The sequence below is a fragment of the Halohasta litchfieldiae genome (assembly GCF_002788215.1).
In the GTDB taxonomy this organism is placed as follows: Archaea; Halobacteriota; Halobacteria; order Halobacteriales; family Haloferacaceae; genus Halohasta; species Halohasta litchfieldiae.
Genome location: NZ_CP024845.1, coordinates 2,459,085 through 2,473,645 on the forward strand (window position 1 = coordinate 2,459,085; position 14,561 = coordinate 2,473,645).

Genomic DNA, 14,561 nt, shown 5'->3' on the forward strand with positions numbered 1-14,561 from the left:
GCTTTTCGCCGACCCCGAGGTTTTTCGATCCCCCCGTCGACCTCACTGTATGGACCCAACTGGCGCATGGGACCGCGCCGAAACCGAGGCGTTTCTCGAACGCGAGACGATCCCAATTCGGCTTTCTTGCCGTACGAAGGGTGACGATCTGTGGATGCTCTCGCTGTGGTATCGCTACCGCGACGGCGCGCTGTGGTGTGCAACCAGCGCCGAGGCCGACGTCGTCGACTACCTCTCGCACGACGACCGGGTGGCCTTCGAAATATCGACCAACGAACCGCCATACAAAGGTGTTCGGGGCAACGGGACGGCAAGCGTCGACTCTGACCCTGATAAAGACCTTTTAAAAACACTGCTCGAACGCTATCTCGGCGGAACTGATTCGCCGCTGGCCAAGCGACTGCTGTCGCCCGACCGTGACGAAGTGCGAATTCGGATCGATCCCGACCGCGTGTATACGTGGGATTTCAGCCACCGCATGGCCGGATCGGTTCCTGAAAGGGAGTAAGCCCAAGCTGGCCTCCAGACGGTCACTGTCTCCGGAACGCCAGTGTTACACCGGGGTGGCCACTACCGCGAGATATGGCTGACGAACACGGTGGGTTCGAAGACATTCGAGGGAACGTCGACGGACACCCGATGGTCAGTCTCGTTCGGTACGCATTCCGCTACTGGCCACGGTTGCTGACCGGCGTCACCACCGCTGTCATCACACGATTTGCGCGACTGATGCCCGCGTTGATCGTCGCGGCAGCCATCGACCGAGTGGTCCTCAATGAGGGCGACCCCGGACTGCTGACCGATGTCGGCCTGCTTCCGACCGGTGACATCGTCGGCGAGGCAGCCCGACTGGCGTTCCTCCAGCGGCTCGTCGTTATCGCCGCTATCGCATATCTGATTCGCTCTGTGACCCGGTTTGCCTCACGGTATCTCCTGCAGTCGATGGCCCAAAAAGTCCAGCGCGACCTCCGAAACGATGCCTACGACCACCTCCAGCAGCTCTCGATGAAGTTTTTCGTCGACCATCAGACCGGCGGGATGCTGTCTATTCTCAACAGCGATATCAACCGCCTCGAACGCTTTTTAAATAGTGAGTTTCGCCAACTCATCAGGGTCGTCGCAACGGTGACCGGAATTACGATCATTCTGTGGAGAGTTTCGCCAAAGCTTGCAGCAATTGCCCTGTTTCCGGTGCCGATCATTGGGTTGGCCAGCGCGGGATTCCTCACGTGGATCGAACCCCGATACAAATCTATTCGGGAGACCGTTTCACGATTGAATTCGAGATTGGAAAACAACATCGCGGGCGTCGACGTCATCAAATCCTTTGACCGCTACCGGTTCGAACACGACCGGGTGGCAACTCAAAGCGAACGCTACCACGACGAACAGATCAAGGCGCTTCGGCTCCGGCGCGGCTTTTTTGCGGCACTCCGACTGATGACCGGGGTCGCCTTCGTTGCAATCCTCTACATCGGCGGCCGAGACATCATCCTGCTCGGTGACGCTGGCGCGCTGTCGACCGGTTCGTTCGCGCTGTTCTTCCTCTATCTCCGGCGGCTCTACTCGCCGATGCGGCGGATCGGTCGGTCGGCCAACCGCTACCAGCAGGCCAAATCCAGCGCCGAACGCGTCTTCGGTCTGCTCGGGCAGACGTCGACAATTTCCGACCCCGATGATCCGTACCTGCCCGAGACCATCGCGGGCGATATCGAGTTCGACGATGTGACGTTCTCGTATGGCGACCGCGAACCCGTGATCTCCAACGTCTCGCTGGATATCGAGGCCGGAGAGACGATTGGCCTCGCTGGCGAGACCGGCGCGGGGAAATCAACGCTCACTCGGCTTGTTCCCCGGTTCTACGATGTCGACTCCGGCGCGGTGCGAGTCGACGATGTCGACGTCCGGGAGTATGCCCGACAGAGCCTCCGGAGCGGGGTCGCCATCGTCGGCCAGTCGCCGTATCTGTTCTCGGGGACGGTTGCCGAAAACATCGCTTACGGCGACCGCGAGGTGCTCGATAGGCTCCGCAACGGTGAAGACGTGCCCGAGGCAGTCGTCGACGCAGCCGACGCCGCCGAGGCCGACCGGTTCATCGATGACCTCCCCAAAGGGTACCGAACCGAGATCGGCGAACGCGGCGTGAAGCTTTCGGGCGGCCAACGCCAGCGACTTGCCATCGCGCGGGCGATTCTCAACGATCCCGCGATCATCATTCTCGACGAGGCCACGAGCGACGTCGACACCGAGACGGAAAAACACATCCAGGAGAGCCTCACTCGCCTCATTGCTGACCGAACTGCGCTGGTGATCGCCCACCGGCTGTCGACGATCCGCGATTCGGATCGGATCGTCGTCATGGACGACGGCGAGGTTATCGAACAGGGAACCCACGACGAACTGGTCGGGAGTTCGGGAGCCTACGCCGATCTCTGGGGCGCGCAGGTCGACGACGAGCCAGCTCTTGTCGACTAACTGCTCGCATTAGGCCCCACACGCATCGGGAGTGACCCACGAAAATATCCGTTCGACAGCCGCAGCGGAGTCTCTGACTCCGTTGTGGTCTGTTGGAAGAACAACGTTTTCGACCGCGCCATCAAGCCGTGGACTCGCCTGATCGACCCAAAACAGCGAATCGTACCGGCCACGGATCGTGTAGTAATCGATCTCTCCGGGCGTCTCGTTGTCGTTGAGTTCCGAGAGTGGATGGTTGGTGTAGCGGTCGTAGTCGTCTCTGAGAAAGCCGCTCACCTGAAACGGGCCACTGTCGAGTCCGGACTTACAGCAGAGTGTGGCCCACGAGACGCCGTGATTGGCCCCAGCCAACCCGACGAACGTCTCGACCCAGTCGTAGCGGTCACGCTCGGAGAGCCAGTAGCGGACGCCGGTCACGCCGAGACTGTGGGCAACCACCATTACCGATTCTGCACCGGTGTCCGAGCGGAGTTCAGCGACGAACTCGTCGAGTTGGGCTGCCATCTCCGCGTGGGTTGGCGTCGACTCGGCAAACGTAATCGCCCACAGATCGTCTCCTCGATAGCCCGCCTCTATGAACTGCTCGCAGGTCTCGGTCCAGTCCGAGGCATCGCACTGATTGCCATGAACGAAGACAACGGGAACCTGTGTCGTTCCGGGGGCCGTCCCGAACCACTCGTGGCCGCCCCAGCCGCCATACTGCCCGGCTGTCTCCCACGGCAGTTGTGCATCGTCGACCCGATCTGACGGGTGGTCGGAGCGACGGTCCGTACTCTCAGTGTCGCTAAAACAGAGATCGAACATCGCCTGTTGATACCGAGCCGACTGAGAGATCCCGAGACTGAACACGTGTTCGCATGCGGGAATGTAGGGATACATGAGTTGTACAGATCATGATACGGCGAGCCGACTATATCCTTTTTGCACAGTGACTACAGTCCCACAAATAACTGAAAAACCACCAAAATCTATTATGTATTCTGTCCGAACTGTACTATACAGCGCCGTCGACTGTCGTCTTGATTCGACCCACAAACGGATGAATCAGACCCCCGTTTGCTTACTCAGTACCGAACCCTTCGCGGACGTCTTTCATCGATTCGACCGTTACTCGGTCCGGAATCTCTTCGATGGCATCGGCATGCCACGCTTCGACTGCGAGTGTGAACTCGGTGTTAGGGTTGGTCTCGACGAGCCGCCGAACCCCCTCGGCAGCCGCGATCTGTCCGCCCCGGTCGGGGCGGTCAGGGACAGCCGCGGTAAACGGATAGCTTTCGGAGAGTTCGCGGGGAAACGGACCAAACGGCGGGACAACGCGCCATGCGGCGTCGTACTCATCAGAGCCGGGGGCCCCGGCCTCGGTCAGCAGGAGCCGGTCGGGCGTCGACAACCGATCAAGCCGCTCGTGGTGGCGCAGGACCTCGGGTCGACGGGCGCTTTCGGGCGAAGTGTAGAAGAAGGTGCCTTTCGAGACGGGGTCCTCGCGTTCGAGTTGGTCGGCGTGATCCAGCAGGGCACGGTAGCCATCGTACATCGAAGGGTGGCCGCGAGCGCGACGGTCGACCAGTTCGAGCAGGTTCCCGCTCCGGATCGCCTGCTTGATTCGGCGAAGCTCCTCGAAGGTGACGTGGAGATTGTGTTCGGCCAGCAGTCGCTCGCGTTCGTCGTCGTTTTGCTGCCGGATCTCCTCGGGCGTATGGGTGACACAGATCGGACACGAGCAGGGGAAGTAGTCGAGATCATCCAGCTGTTGGGTGCCCGAGACGGTCAGGTATCGGCCCGCGCGGGCGTACAATGCGTAGGCCGCCGAGTCAAACAGGTCACAGCCCAGCGCGACCGCTAGCGCGAGCATCATCGGGTGGCCCGCGCCGAAAAGGTGGACCGGACAGTCGACACTCAGCCCACGTTTGGCTGCTGCGACTGTATGTACAAGATCGTCGTAGCGGTAGTTGTTCATCATTGGAACCACCGCTCCAATCGGGAACACGTCGAGATCGGTCGCGGCGGCGTGTCGACCGGCCTCTTCGCGGAGGTCGGGATACGTCGACCCCTGAACGGGGGCGTTGATCAGCATCTCGCCGAGATCGAGACTCTCGGCATCAGCCAGTGCCTGCTCAGTGATTTCGAGATCCGACTGGGCCTGCTCGCGGCTTACATCCGGCGGCGTGGGGATGTCGACCGGCGTGCCGATGTCGGAGCCGATCTCGTGTTGGAACTTCAGGATTTCTTCGGTCGTCACGTCGATGTCGCCGTACTCCGAGAGCTGAAACGAGCCCGAGTCAGTCATGACCGCGCCATCGAAATTCAGCAGTTCGTGAAGGCCGTCGTTGAGGGCCTGTTGGCGGAGGCTCTCGGTTTGGCGGATGATGTAGGAGTTGGTGATGAGGATGTCGACGCCGAACTCGGATTCGAGCCGCGAGGGCTCGATAGTGAGCATATTGGGGTTGATAACGGGGAGGAGAGCCGGGGTTTCGACCGTGCGGCCCGCCCGTGGGACGTCGAGTCTGCCGATCCGCCCGGCACCGTCGGCATCCCGAATCTCGAAATGATCGCGCATATGCCAGCCCTATCCGTGGCTGGTCGGTAAGGATTGCGTTCGGTGTTTCTGTCGGCTGTCGGTAGCCGCAGGGGGCCTCACCGGTGAGTGAGTTCGTAGTGGGTAACGGCGAGTGCGGCCCGTCCGTCGTCGAGTTCGTCGTCGACGACACTGGCGAGATACTCGTCGTAGTCAGTCACGTCGACGCGAATAGACTCGTTGTCGTCGAGTTCCTGCTCGGCAGTCGGCTCGCAGTCGTGGGCGACGAAATGGTGGTGAACCGAGTTGGCGATCCCGTTCGATGGTTCAGTCGTTAGCAGGTGTTCGAGACTGCCTGCTTCGTAGCCAGTTTCTTCGCGGAGTTCCCGCCGAGCGGCATCGAACAGATCCTCCTCGCCTTCGACCGAGCCGGCCGGCAGCCCGCGGTTAACGCTGTCGACGGCCTGTCGCCACTCCTCGATGACGACCACATCGCCGTCGGGTGTTAGGGGGAGGATAACCACGGCTGGTGACTCGTCGACGTAGTGGTAGTCGGTGACGGTGCCGTCGGGGAGTTCGACCGCATCGCGACGGATATCGAATCCCGGACAGCGGTAGTCAATCTCCGTTGCCTTGGTCTCCCATTCGAGCGAGTCGTTGGTCATATCCTGACTGTCCCGCGGCGATGGCTAAATATCACCGGTCCGAATCCGTCGTGACGGTTTCGTCGACCGCGAAATAGCGGTCGGCGTGGCGTCGACAGCCCGGGTTGAACGCTGTTCCACAGTCCGGACACTGATGCTCGCAGTCGAGATACGTTCGGACACTGAGTTCGCTGCCACAGACGCCACAGAGTACCGCTGGTTCGTCAAATCGGTCGCGGGGCCACTGTACGGCGTCGTGGTCGACACAGGCGGCGTGACACTCGAAACAGGGGTAATAAGTCTCACAACAGGGGAACTGAACCGCGATCACGTCGCGGTCGGTGTGGTAGTGGGCACACCGGGTTTGGTCGTCGACCGCGAGTCCCACGACGAGGCGCTGTTCCGGTGTCAGTCGACGTCGACACTCGGTCGTCATTGGGCTATGGTTGGGTCGCGGAGTAATTACGATGGTGGACTATCAGTTCGGTCGAGTCGCACACGGACGAGGCTCCCGCTGTCGGAGGTTTCGATTTCGACCTCCGCACCGTAGCTGTCGGTGATCCATTTGACGAGCCAGAGGCCGAGGCCGCTACCGTGGTTCAGTGGGGTGATCTCGGCTGCGCCCAACACGATAGCCTGTTCGGCGTCTGGAATCCCCGGTCCGTTATCGAGGACTTCGAGCTGGACCTCCGAGGCGGCTGTCGTCACGCGGATGTTTACCTTCGGTGTCGGAGCATCGTTGTGGACGAGGGCGTTATCGACGAGGCTTCGAAGTAGCGTGTAGAGTCGTTTGTCAGCGGCGACTGAGAGGTCCGCTGGCAGATTGACACTGATCGTTGCCGTCTCGAACTGCTGTTGATACTCCGTGAGGACAGTCTTCACGATAGGCCGCAGTGGGGTTGGTTCGACCGTTGTTTGCTCGCCAAGCACGCTGTCGACGATCTTCGCCTCCTCGCTGAGCCGCGCGAGACCCTCAGCAGTCTGTTTGATCGTCGTTGCGGCTGCGGTGATCTGGCTATCATCGGTCCTTTCGAGGATTGTATCGGCGACCCCGAGAACGATATTGAGGTCGTTCCGAAGGTTGTGCCGGACTACCCGCTGGAGCACATCGAGATAGCGTTCACGCTGCATCTCTTCGGTAATATCGGAGTAGATTGCGAACCCACAATCTTCGGCGTACGCCACGCCACGGTAGACAAACGTTCGGTTGCCGTCGACGGTGGCCCGCCTGACGACGGCTGCGTTTGACTCCCCGTCTGCGGTTCGTTGGTCGAAGTTCTCGGCTTCGGCCTGCTCGCTTGAGGGAACGATCAACTCGTTGAGTGGCTCGCCGATTGCCTCCTCGGCATCGTAGCCGAATATTGTCACGAATGTACAGTTGACATCACGGACTATCGGCTCGTCGTCGACGAGCGCGAACTCGACGACCGCGTCGTTGAGTTGTTCGAACAGCTGTTGGAATCGATCGCTACTCTGTGTATCATTCGTATTCACAGCTGCTCACGCCCTCTATAGTCGAACAGTGGGTCACATCTGTTGGTGCCCAGAAAAAATAACCAGTATCGCATCTATTGTCTATCTCTGTTGAGATGCTTCTTTGTAATAAAACAAACTGTAAGGCCAATATGTGTTAGAAGCTATAGAAATGTTTGAATATATTAAATACATACTACCTTTACTTCCCAGTAAGTGTGTTTTGTGTGCCTGTGTTTTCTAAGTGTTTGACTTGGATTTATCACCTCTGGCGTTATTCACTCAGCTATGACGATATTCGTGGTCGCAACGAACTCGGTTCACACGAGTGCAGCGATCTGTGACTATCTCGGTGATCGAGTCGACGATGGCGACACCGTCCACGCGATCAACTCACATCTCGACGAGGCGTCGGCAACCGACGACGAACTCCGGGACGGCGAGGACGCGCTCAACGGGATCTACTCGCGGCTCGGCGCGATGACGACCGTCGAAACCCACCAGTTTGTTCGGGGCAACGTCCCGGCCGAAGACATCCTCTCGTTTGCCGAAACGGTTGAGGCCGACGAGATCGTCCTTGGTGTCAGGAAACCGACGTCGACGAGCAAGGTCGCTATCGGCAGCGTCACCGAACAGGTGTTGCTCCACTCGAGTCGACCGATGGCGGTTGTTCCACGCGAACTGGAGTAATGCTCTCAGATGGCGTCGCTGTAGCACGCCCACGGGAGCTGTTTACTGTTAGGTCCGCGAGTCTCAGAAAAAGAGCGCCGTCGACACGACCACCGTGTTCCAGCCAGTGACAGCGACGCCGAGGACGGCCAGCCCGAGCGGGATGCCAGTGCGGTGGGGGGTTGGGATAACTTGCCAGACGCCGTAACTCACACCTATTGTAAGGAATTTTAGCACGAAGAGGCTCATCACGCCGTACTGGTCGATCAGTGGACCGACGAGCGGCCCTGCCTCGATGATACCGCTGATTCGGAGCCCGATGACCGTCGTCACCAGATCACCGACACCATAAAACGCAATCGCAACCAGCCACAATGCAGGCTGGAGCCGGTGGAGCCGACCCATCGAACCGCCGGACGAGCGAAACATACCGGGTCTCCCACAGCATGCGGTTTTGTTAGCCGCCGCCACCGGCTGGTAGTGTCTCACTACCAACAGATACAGGCTGTCTGCGCACAGGGAAGGAGACTTAAGAGTGCCGTGACACCCGTAACGTAATGGCTACTGCCTTCTTCGACCGGCTCGCCGACCGGATCGCTACCGTCGACAGCGTCGTCTCGGTCGGGCTTGACACCGACCCGACTCGCATTCCCGACCACCTCCAAGACAAAGATCTCCCGCAGTGGGCGTTCAATCGGCGAATCATCGACGCCACCCACGAACACGCCGCCTGCTACAAACCTAACGCCGCCTTCTACGAGTCAGCCGACGGCTGGCGCTCGCTGCGGGAGACGATTGCCTACGCCCACGGGAAAGATGTTCCCGTGCTTCTGGATGCCAAACGCGCCGATATCGGCAACACGACCCGGCAGTACGCCAAGGTTTTAGAGGAGGTCGACGCGATCACGGTCAACCCCTACATGGGGCGGGACTCGCTGCAGCCGTTTTTGGATCGCGCCGACAAGGGCGTGTTCATTCTCTGTCGGACCTCGAACCCCGGCCGAGAAGATCTGCAGGATCTGGAACTCGACTCCGGGGAAGCTCTTTATAAACGGGTCGCCGCACTCGCCGATCTCTGGAACACCCACGGCAACGTCGGCCTCGTCGTCGGCGCGACCGGCCCCGACGAACTCGAAACGATCCGCCAGTCGGTGCCCGACCTGCCGTTCCTCGTGCCGGGCGTCGGTGCGCAGGGTGGCGATGCCGAGGCCGCCGTCGAGCATGGGCTCCGAGGTGACGGTGTCGGCCTCGTCAACTCCTCGCGAGGGATTATTTATGCCGGCGAGGATCGGGGCAAGCAGTTCGCCAAGGCGGCTGGTCAGTCGGCCAAACAGCTCAAACAGCGGCTGAACCAGTACCGAGACGTCGAGTAGCGGCCGTTCGCTCAGTTCTCACGAGTCTCTCCGCTTTCGAGTGCGCGCGTGAGCGTCGCAACCAACACGTGTGCTAACTTCTTGTCAGTTGTATTGAATCCATCAACAGTGGTCGCCGAGGCGATGAAGACACCATGATCTCCGGCCGGGAGTATGAGTTCACTTCGGATGGGCGTTTCAGCATTGTACGCCTCCGGATGATCACGGATATCGGCCCGGAATATCTCTTCGCCCGTTTCGTACACCTGCCATATCAACCCCTCTTCACGTTCCATCGATGGAATCGTCCCAAACAGCTGTTCGGTCTGTTCGGTCGACGCTATCGGAACGAGCAGATCCGCGTTTTCGGCCGGCGGTGCATAAAACGACGCAAGCTCCAGTTCTAGGACGTCCTCGGCGGCTGAAAGACCGATATCGACGATCTCCTCGAAGCTGGTGGCGTCGATCAGCGTTCTGGTCGTCGTATGGAGTGCTTCGAGCCGGCGTTCCCGCCGTTTTCGGGCGGAAATATCCCGCACAACCCCGACGCTTGCCGCGTAGCTGTCGGTCCCACTGGCCACGGGAGCGATATTGATTTCGGTCGGGATCTCCGTTCCATCGGTTGTTTCGACACACGCCTCGTAGGTCGACCAGTCGACGGTCGGATCGACCAGAATCTCGTCCAACCGGTCGCTCTCGGTCCGGTAGCCACCCTCTACTAAAAAGTCATCAGCATGCATCCGGTGTGCGATCTCCCGATCACAGCCGAGCATCTCGGCTAGAGCCTCGTTGGCAAGGGTGACCGATCCCTCGCTGTCGAGAATATACATCGGGTCGCCGACCGCCTCAACCAGCAACTGGTACTGTTCGAGTTCCCGCTGGGTTTGGTAGCTTTCGACGGCGTTGGTGATGCGGTTGGCAAGCAGTTGGTACTGCTCGGTGCCGGTCTGTTTCTGGAGATAGTCGGTCGCACCCGACGAGATCGCGTCGCTGGCGACTTTTTCGGAGCCCTCGCCGGTAAACAAAATAAATGGGAGCGAGGGATACGACTCCCGAACGGCTTCGAGAAACTCGATTCCCGTCGTCGACGGCATCTGGTAGTCGCTCACGACACAGTCGAACGCCTCGTCTGCAAGCCGGTCGAGCCCATCGGCCGGACTCGTCTCGGTTGTGATCTCGAAGCGGTCGTCTTCCTGAGAGAGGAACTCCGCAGTGAGATCCAAAAATGACGACTCGTCGTCGACGTGGAGGATTCGAACCGAGTCCTTCATAAATAATACAACACACTGCAGCCTAGGTAATTGTTCTGATTATCCTGACTGTCAGCCGAACTCGTCGTTTGGCCCCTACGCTGCTAGTAGCCGGTGGCTACCGCCGCTCAGATTTCGGGTGGGCTTTCGCGGCCGATGTGGATCTCTTGGCCCTCGACGTCTTCGAGTGCGGCGACGAGACCACCGATCTCGACCGGCCCTGACTCGGTGTCGACGGTCAGTGCGGCGATCTCCTCGGAGTCTTGGAAGGCGAGGTCGACGATCTTGCCGGCGCAGATGCGTGGCTCGCCGGTTTCGATGTCCCGACCCTCGACGGTGGCGTAGAAATCGCCGCCGAGTTCTCGGATGTCTTTGACCGCTCGGCGGATCGATGCATACCGGCGGGGGAAGGGTCGTTCCGTCCCGTTGACGGCGAGTGTTTCTGCGGTGGTCCACAGCACCGTGCCAAAGAACCCCGAGATCAGGAAGCCGAGCGCCGAACGGTTGAAAATCACGCCGTACCGGTCCTGATCGTCTCGGAGGGCGTCTTGGGTCGCATACACCGAGTGTTCGCCATCGGCAACCGCCAATACGGGTGTCGTGATGCCGCGACGGGCCCGAACCGTGGTTGCGACCGAAAGGTAGTCGAACGTCTCGGGATCGGGGGCCGCGGTGGCCGGGGTGAGCAGCAGGTCGATGCTGACACCGTTTGCGATCTGTCGCTGGAGGTCCTCGGCGAACTGCGTCAGTAGCTCCGGGGTCAGCGACAGGGCGAGTTCGAACTCCGCCGACTCGATACACTCCCGGAGATGTCGGATGATCGTCGACCGGGATTTCACCAGCGACACGGCCTCCGTTTCCCGCGTCGGAGCCGTATAGCGGGCGGTGAGTTCGTCGACCATCTCGGTGAACGACGACTGGATCTCACCGAAGGCGTCTTCGGGATCGATGGCGACAACCTGCATCGGTCGCGACTCCCGGAGTTCGACGAGCTGTCTGTCGGAAAGGCTCCGCACGGTGTCGTACACTCGTGGCTGTGGGATGTCGGTTCGGTCAGCGATCTCACTGGCAGTGAGCTGGCCGTGTTCCAAGACGGCCAGATAGGCATCGATCTCGTAGTCGCCCAAATTAAACCGGTCGCCGACCGCATCCAGCGTCTGTCGGAGGTCATCTGCCATACTACTCCGTGGCGAGCCAGTAGGTTTGTAAGTTACTATACTTTGAGTTGCACCCTGTTCCGTAATTCTGTATCTTCGAGCCCTCGATAGACAGGGAGAAACCCTTTTTCAGGCAGCCCATAACGTCACTGTATGATCCGCTTCGGGCAGTTGCTACAGACGACTTCGGGAGAGACCGAAGCTGACGCGTTGGCACAGCTACTGCCCGGCTGGCTCCAGTTCCCGGGCCACCGACTGCTGATGGCCCTGCTTGTGGTCGCGGCCGGTATCTGGCTCTCGAAACTACTGGTGCGGCTGTTGGGTCGACCCATCGCCCGCCGGTTTACCCGACAGAGCGTTGCCCAGACCGTCCTCGGCGGGGTTCGCGGCCTCACTATCGGCGGCTCGATCATCGTGGCTGGCTCGCTGGTCGGACTTCGAATCGGTGATATCGTCCTCTCGGTGACGGTCTTTTCGGCCGTCGTCGGTATTATCCTCGCGCCCATCGTCGGCAACATCCTTAACGGGTTTTTCGTGCTGGCCGACCAGCCCTTCGAGATCGGCGATATGATCGAACTCGACGACGAGACCCGCGGCTTCGTCGACGATATCACGATCCGATACACGAAGATGTTCACCCTCGATAACACCTTTCTGGTGATTCCGAACGGGAACATCCGCGAGCGGGACGTGACCAACTACTCCGCCGAGGACGAACGAACCCGACTCTCGCTGGACGTACTGGTCACCTACGAGTCCGACATTCCTGAGGCCCGTCGACTGATGGAGCGGGCGGCCAGAGACACCACCGATGTAATTCAGGGCGGTCCCGATATCCGGGTCGGGAGCGCACGGTATCCCGCCAATCCGGGCTGTCTTATCGCTGATTACGCCGATAACGGAATCTTACTTCGGCTCCGCTACTGGGTGACGAAACCGTACAAGATCGCTACCGTTCACTCCGAGGTCCGCACCAAGATTCGAGAGGCGTTCGCCGCCGCCGACGCGACCGTCGAGATGGCCTACCCACACCAACAGCTCGTCTTCGACGACAACAGCGGCGAGGCGCAGGTCGCAATCCGCGAGGCTGCCGCCACAGCAGCCACCGACCCCGTCTCACCGGATGCCGCTGGAGACGCGGAGTCGACCGAGCCAACCACCGAATCGACCAGCCCGGCCGACCCCGTATCTTCGCCGACTGACGGGGAATTCGGTGGCTCGATCCCGTCATCCGATGAGAGACCACAATCGGATGGGTCGACCGCAACCGACGGCGACTCGTCATAGCTACGGATACGGATGGTACGGGCGGTCGCGTTGTGGCTCAAAGCCGAGCGACCGAGGCACTTCCTGCAGACGGTCGCCGAAGTACGGATCGCCGGTAAACAGTGGTTGTGCGGCCGGGATCACTGCCCGTACTGCCTCGAAGCCGAGGTGTTCTACATCCCGCGTCGTGAGCCGCGAGGCGTATGCATCGAGGCCCACGGCCGCCACGCTGTCGACGACCGCATCCAGTTCTTCTGTGCCCGTTAGGCCCGGGCTACCAAGGGAGTCGACCGGAATGCGGCTCTCGGTTTTGACGAACTCCTGGGCGGCCGCCGGGAACGAGGCGTACTTCCCAATGGCACCGCCCTGCTGGCTGGCGTCGTCGGGACCCATCGCCCGAAGCTCCATCCAGTTTTGGAGCGCTTCGGCGAGCGCCGACCGGGCGGCGGCGGTCGGATCGAGCCCTGCGGCCGAGCCGACCGCAAACTGTGGCCACTCACCCTCGCGGTGGACCGCGACCGCAATCACGGGAACGTCGATATCCTGCGTGACGAGCAACGGCGTGACGGTGAGCGACTCCGCGCTGGCTCGTCTCGTTAGCTCCGCGAAGGCTTCGTCGTCGACCGCGAGGCCCAACGGCTCGAAACTCGAATACCACGCCAGCATCGTCCCGTCCCGCTCGATGACTTCGTACAGTCCCGAGAGGACGGCCTCGACCGTCGAGTTCCCGAGGCCGAGCCCGGTCGTGATCGGTGGCCGATACCGTCGACTCGGCGGCGGAAAGCAGACGAACTCCGCCGGCAGGGAAACGGGCTCGTCACTCGCCAGATCACACCCCTCGATCCACTCGATCCGTTGTTCGGGGTCCGGGGTCTCGAAGCTCTCGGGGCGGACGAACCGGCTGGGCGAGACCGGCCGCTTGCGGGTTCGTTCTGAGCCGCCATCGAGTTTCGAGCGCCGATAGACGCCTGCGCTGTAGCGTTCGAGGCCCTCGCCGATGGCCTTCATATACGCCCGGTCCCAGTCGCGGTCGACGCCAGCGGCCAACTGGGCGGCCGCGACATCACTGAAGCCGGCCGTGTCGGCTGTCGTTGCAATGTAGTAGGGAACCGGGAACGACTCGCGCTCGCCAACCTGACTGAGAAGGCCTACACGGTCGTCGACTGCCCGTTCGGCTCGCGACAGCGAGGCGTCGACGTTCACCGACCGATGGGAAAGCCGAAGCGAGCGGTCGGGACCGGGCGTCTCACACTCACAATCCGGCACTGGCAGAAAACTGCGCTCTTGCCAGGGGAGTTCGATAAGTCGGCCACCAGTGGTCGACCCCGATACCAGATCGATCAGTTCGGCTCCGGCGACCGCCCCCGCTAACCGAACCTCACTCCGGGAGCCGCTGGGTTGTGCGTCAGAACGCTCCTCCTGATTGGCTGCAACGCGGGCGCGGAGGCACCCATAACAGGCCGTGCCGGGTTCATACAGCGAGACTGTTGCGTCGACGTCGGCCAGTGGGAACCCACCAACGCCGCCGATTTCGACCGCAACCCATCGGTCAAAGACGGCCGAGGCGGCCGAAAAGACGTCTGCACCGGTGGGTGCGACGACCGCCCCGATGTCGGGCTGTGTCGTTCCATCCGCCGTCGAACCAAGCGCCGACGGCGCAATCCGGTCGACCGAGAGGTCGACATCAGTACAGGCCGCGGTGAGCGCCTCGACAGCGGGACCGCTGCCAACGAGACCAAGTTCCATAGCTCACACTGCGG

At 60.9% G+C, this 14,561-nt stretch carries 14 protein-coding genes; 5 read left to right on the forward strand and 9 right to left on the reverse strand.

What is annotated here, in order from left to right; translation table 11 throughout:
* Window positions 1-49: 49 nt before the first annotated feature.
* Together HALTADL_RS12435 and HALTADL_RS12440 are read left to right on the forward strand one after the other, a co-directional pair.
* Complete coding sequence (locus HALTADL_RS12435; protein ID WP_089671058.1) at window positions 50-508, forward strand: pyridoxamine 5'-phosphate oxidase family protein; 459 nt, start codon at window positions 50-52, stop codon at window positions 506-508.
* Window positions 509-582: 74 nt separating this feature from the next.
* Window positions 583-2,475 carry an ABC transporter ATP-binding protein gene (locus HALTADL_RS12440; RefSeq protein ID WP_089671059.1) on the forward strand — a complete coding sequence of 631 codons (1,893 nt, stop codon included), beginning with the start codon at window positions 583-585 and terminating at the stop codon, window positions 2,473-2,475.
* Between the two features lie 9 nt (window positions 2,476-2,484).
* Here HALTADL_RS12440 and HALTADL_RS12445 read toward each other — a convergent pair whose 3' ends face one another.
* The 5 genes from HALTADL_RS12445 to HALTADL_RS12465 all read right to left on the reverse strand — a co-directional run bounded on the left by HALTADL_RS12445 (window position 2,485) and on the right by HALTADL_RS12465 (window position 7,128).
* Window positions 2,485-3,324: an esterase/lipase family protein gene (locus HALTADL_RS12445; protein WP_162551726.1), complete on the reverse strand. Its 840-nt coding sequence runs from the start codon at window positions 3,322-3,324 to the stop codon at window positions 2,485-2,487.
* 211 nt (window positions 3,325-3,535) lie between these two features.
* Window positions 3,536-5,032 (reverse strand): tRNA guanosine(15) transglycosylase TgtA, encoded by a 1,497-nt coding sequence (tgtA, locus tag HALTADL_RS12450; RefSeq protein WP_089671061.1) that lies wholly within the window; start codon window positions 5,030-5,032, stop codon window positions 3,536-3,538.
* 77 nt (window positions 5,033-5,109) lie between these two features.
* Complete coding sequence (locus HALTADL_RS12455; protein ID WP_089671062.1) at window positions 5,110-5,655, reverse strand: NUDIX hydrolase; 546 nt, start codon at window positions 5,653-5,655, stop codon at window positions 5,110-5,112.
* Window positions 5,656-5,686: 31 nt separating this feature from the next.
* Window positions 5,687-6,070, reverse strand: coding sequence for a CHY zinc finger protein (locus HALTADL_RS12460; protein ID WP_089671063.1), 384 nt, complete (start codon window positions 6,068-6,070; stop codon window positions 5,687-5,689).
* Between the two features lie 26 nt (window positions 6,071-6,096).
* On the reverse strand, window positions 6,097-7,128 hold the full coding sequence (locus HALTADL_RS12465; RefSeq protein WP_089671064.1) for a PAS domain-containing sensor histidine kinase: 1,032 nt from the start codon (window positions 7,126-7,128) through the stop codon (window positions 6,097-6,099).
* A gap of 267 nt (window positions 7,129-7,395) precedes the next feature.
* On the opposite strand from HALTADL_RS12465, the gene HALTADL_RS12470 reads away from it, so the two are divergent.
* Complete coding sequence (locus tag HALTADL_RS12470) at window positions 7,396-7,797, forward strand: universal stress protein (RefSeq protein WP_089671065.1); 402 nt, start codon at window positions 7,396-7,398, stop codon at window positions 7,795-7,797.
* A 63-nt stretch (window positions 7,798-7,860) separates the two neighbouring features.
* Here HALTADL_RS12470 and HALTADL_RS12475 read toward each other — a convergent pair whose 3' ends face one another.
* On the reverse strand, window positions 7,861-8,205 hold the full coding sequence (locus tag HALTADL_RS12475; RefSeq protein WP_089671066.1) for a hypothetical protein: 345 nt from the start codon (window positions 8,203-8,205) through the stop codon (window positions 7,861-7,863).
* Between the two features lie 128 nt (window positions 8,206-8,333).
* Here HALTADL_RS12475 and pyrF point away from each other — a divergent pair, with 128 nt between their 5' ends.
* A complete protein-coding gene (pyrF, locus tag HALTADL_RS12480; protein ID WP_089671067.1) occupies window positions 8,334-9,149 on the forward strand; it encodes an orotidine-5'-phosphate decarboxylase in 816 nt (271 codons plus the stop codon).
* Between the two features lie 11 nt (window positions 9,150-9,160).
* Here the strand turns inward: pyrF and HALTADL_RS12485 are convergent, their stop codons facing one another.
* Both HALTADL_RS12485 and trmB read right to left on the reverse strand, forming a co-directional pair.
* Complete coding sequence (locus HALTADL_RS12485; protein ID WP_089671068.1) at window positions 9,161-10,399, reverse strand: response regulator; 1,239 nt, start codon at window positions 10,397-10,399, stop codon at window positions 9,161-9,163.
* A gap of 107 nt (window positions 10,400-10,506) precedes the next feature.
* Window positions 10,507-11,556: an HTH-type sugar sensing transcriptional regulator TrmB gene (gene trmB, locus HALTADL_RS12490; protein WP_089671069.1), complete on the reverse strand. Its 1,050-nt coding sequence runs from the start codon at window positions 11,554-11,556 to the stop codon at window positions 10,507-10,509.
* A gap of 132 nt (window positions 11,557-11,688) precedes the next feature.
* On the opposite strand from trmB, the gene HALTADL_RS12495 reads away from it, so the two are divergent.
* The gene (locus HALTADL_RS12495) at window positions 11,689-12,822 is read left to right on the forward strand and encodes a mechanosensitive ion channel family protein (protein WP_089671070.1); all 1,134 of its coding nucleotides are present in this window, start codon (window positions 11,689-11,691) and stop codon (window positions 12,820-12,822) included.
* On the opposite strand, the gene HALTADL_RS12500 is transcribed toward HALTADL_RS12495, so the two are convergent.
* Complete coding sequence (locus HALTADL_RS12500) at window positions 12,823-14,547, reverse strand: YcaO-like family protein (RefSeq protein ID WP_089671071.1); 1,725 nt, start codon at window positions 14,545-14,547, stop codon at window positions 12,823-12,825.
* Between the last annotated feature and the right edge of the window lie 14 nt (window positions 14,548-14,561).

Bases quoted from the DNA above. Each gene is read 5' to 3' on its own strand.
- HALTADL_RS12475 (WP_089671066.1), bottom strand. From the start codon at position 8,205: ATGTTTCGCTCGTCCGGCGGTTCGATGGGTCGGCTCCACCGGCTCCAG.
- HALTADL_RS12495 (WP_089671070.1), top strand. From the start codon at position 11,689: ATGATCCGCTTCGGGCAGTTGCTACAGACGACTTCGGGAGAGACCGAA.
- HALTADL_RS12500 (WP_089671071.1), bottom strand. From the start codon at position 14,547: ATGGAACTTGGTCTCGTTGGCAGCGGTCCCGCTGTCGAGGCGCTCACC.
- HALTADL_RS12440 (WP_089671059.1), top strand. From the start codon at position 583: ATGGCTGACGAACACGGTGGGTTCGAAGACATTCGAGGGAACGTCGAC.
- HALTADL_RS12460 (WP_089671063.1), bottom strand. From the start codon at position 6,070: ATGACGACCGAGTGTCGACGTCGACTGACACCGGAACAGCGCCTCGTC.
- HALTADL_RS12435 (WP_089671058.1), top strand. From the start codon at position 50: ATGGACCCAACTGGCGCATGGGACCGCGCCGAAACCGAGGCGTTTCTC.
- tgtA (WP_089671061.1), bottom strand. From the start codon at position 5,032: ATGCGCGATCATTTCGAGATTCGGGATGCCGACGGTGCCGGGCGGATC.
- HALTADL_RS12470 (WP_089671065.1), top strand. From the start codon at position 7,396: ATGACGATATTCGTGGTCGCAACGAACTCGGTTCACACGAGTGCAGCG.
- HALTADL_RS12485 (WP_089671068.1), bottom strand. From the start codon at position 10,399: ATGAAGGACTCGGTTCGAATCCTCCACGTCGACGACGAGTCGTCATTT.
- pyrF (WP_089671067.1), top strand. From the start codon at position 8,334: ATGGCTACTGCCTTCTTCGACCGGCTCGCCGACCGGATCGCTACCGTC.
- HALTADL_RS12455 (WP_089671062.1), bottom strand. From the start codon at position 5,655: ATGACCAACGACTCGCTCGAATGGGAGACCAAGGCAACGGAGATTGAC.
- trmB (WP_089671069.1), bottom strand. From the start codon at position 11,556: ATGGCAGATGACCTCCGACAGACGCTGGATGCGGTCGGCGACCGGTTT.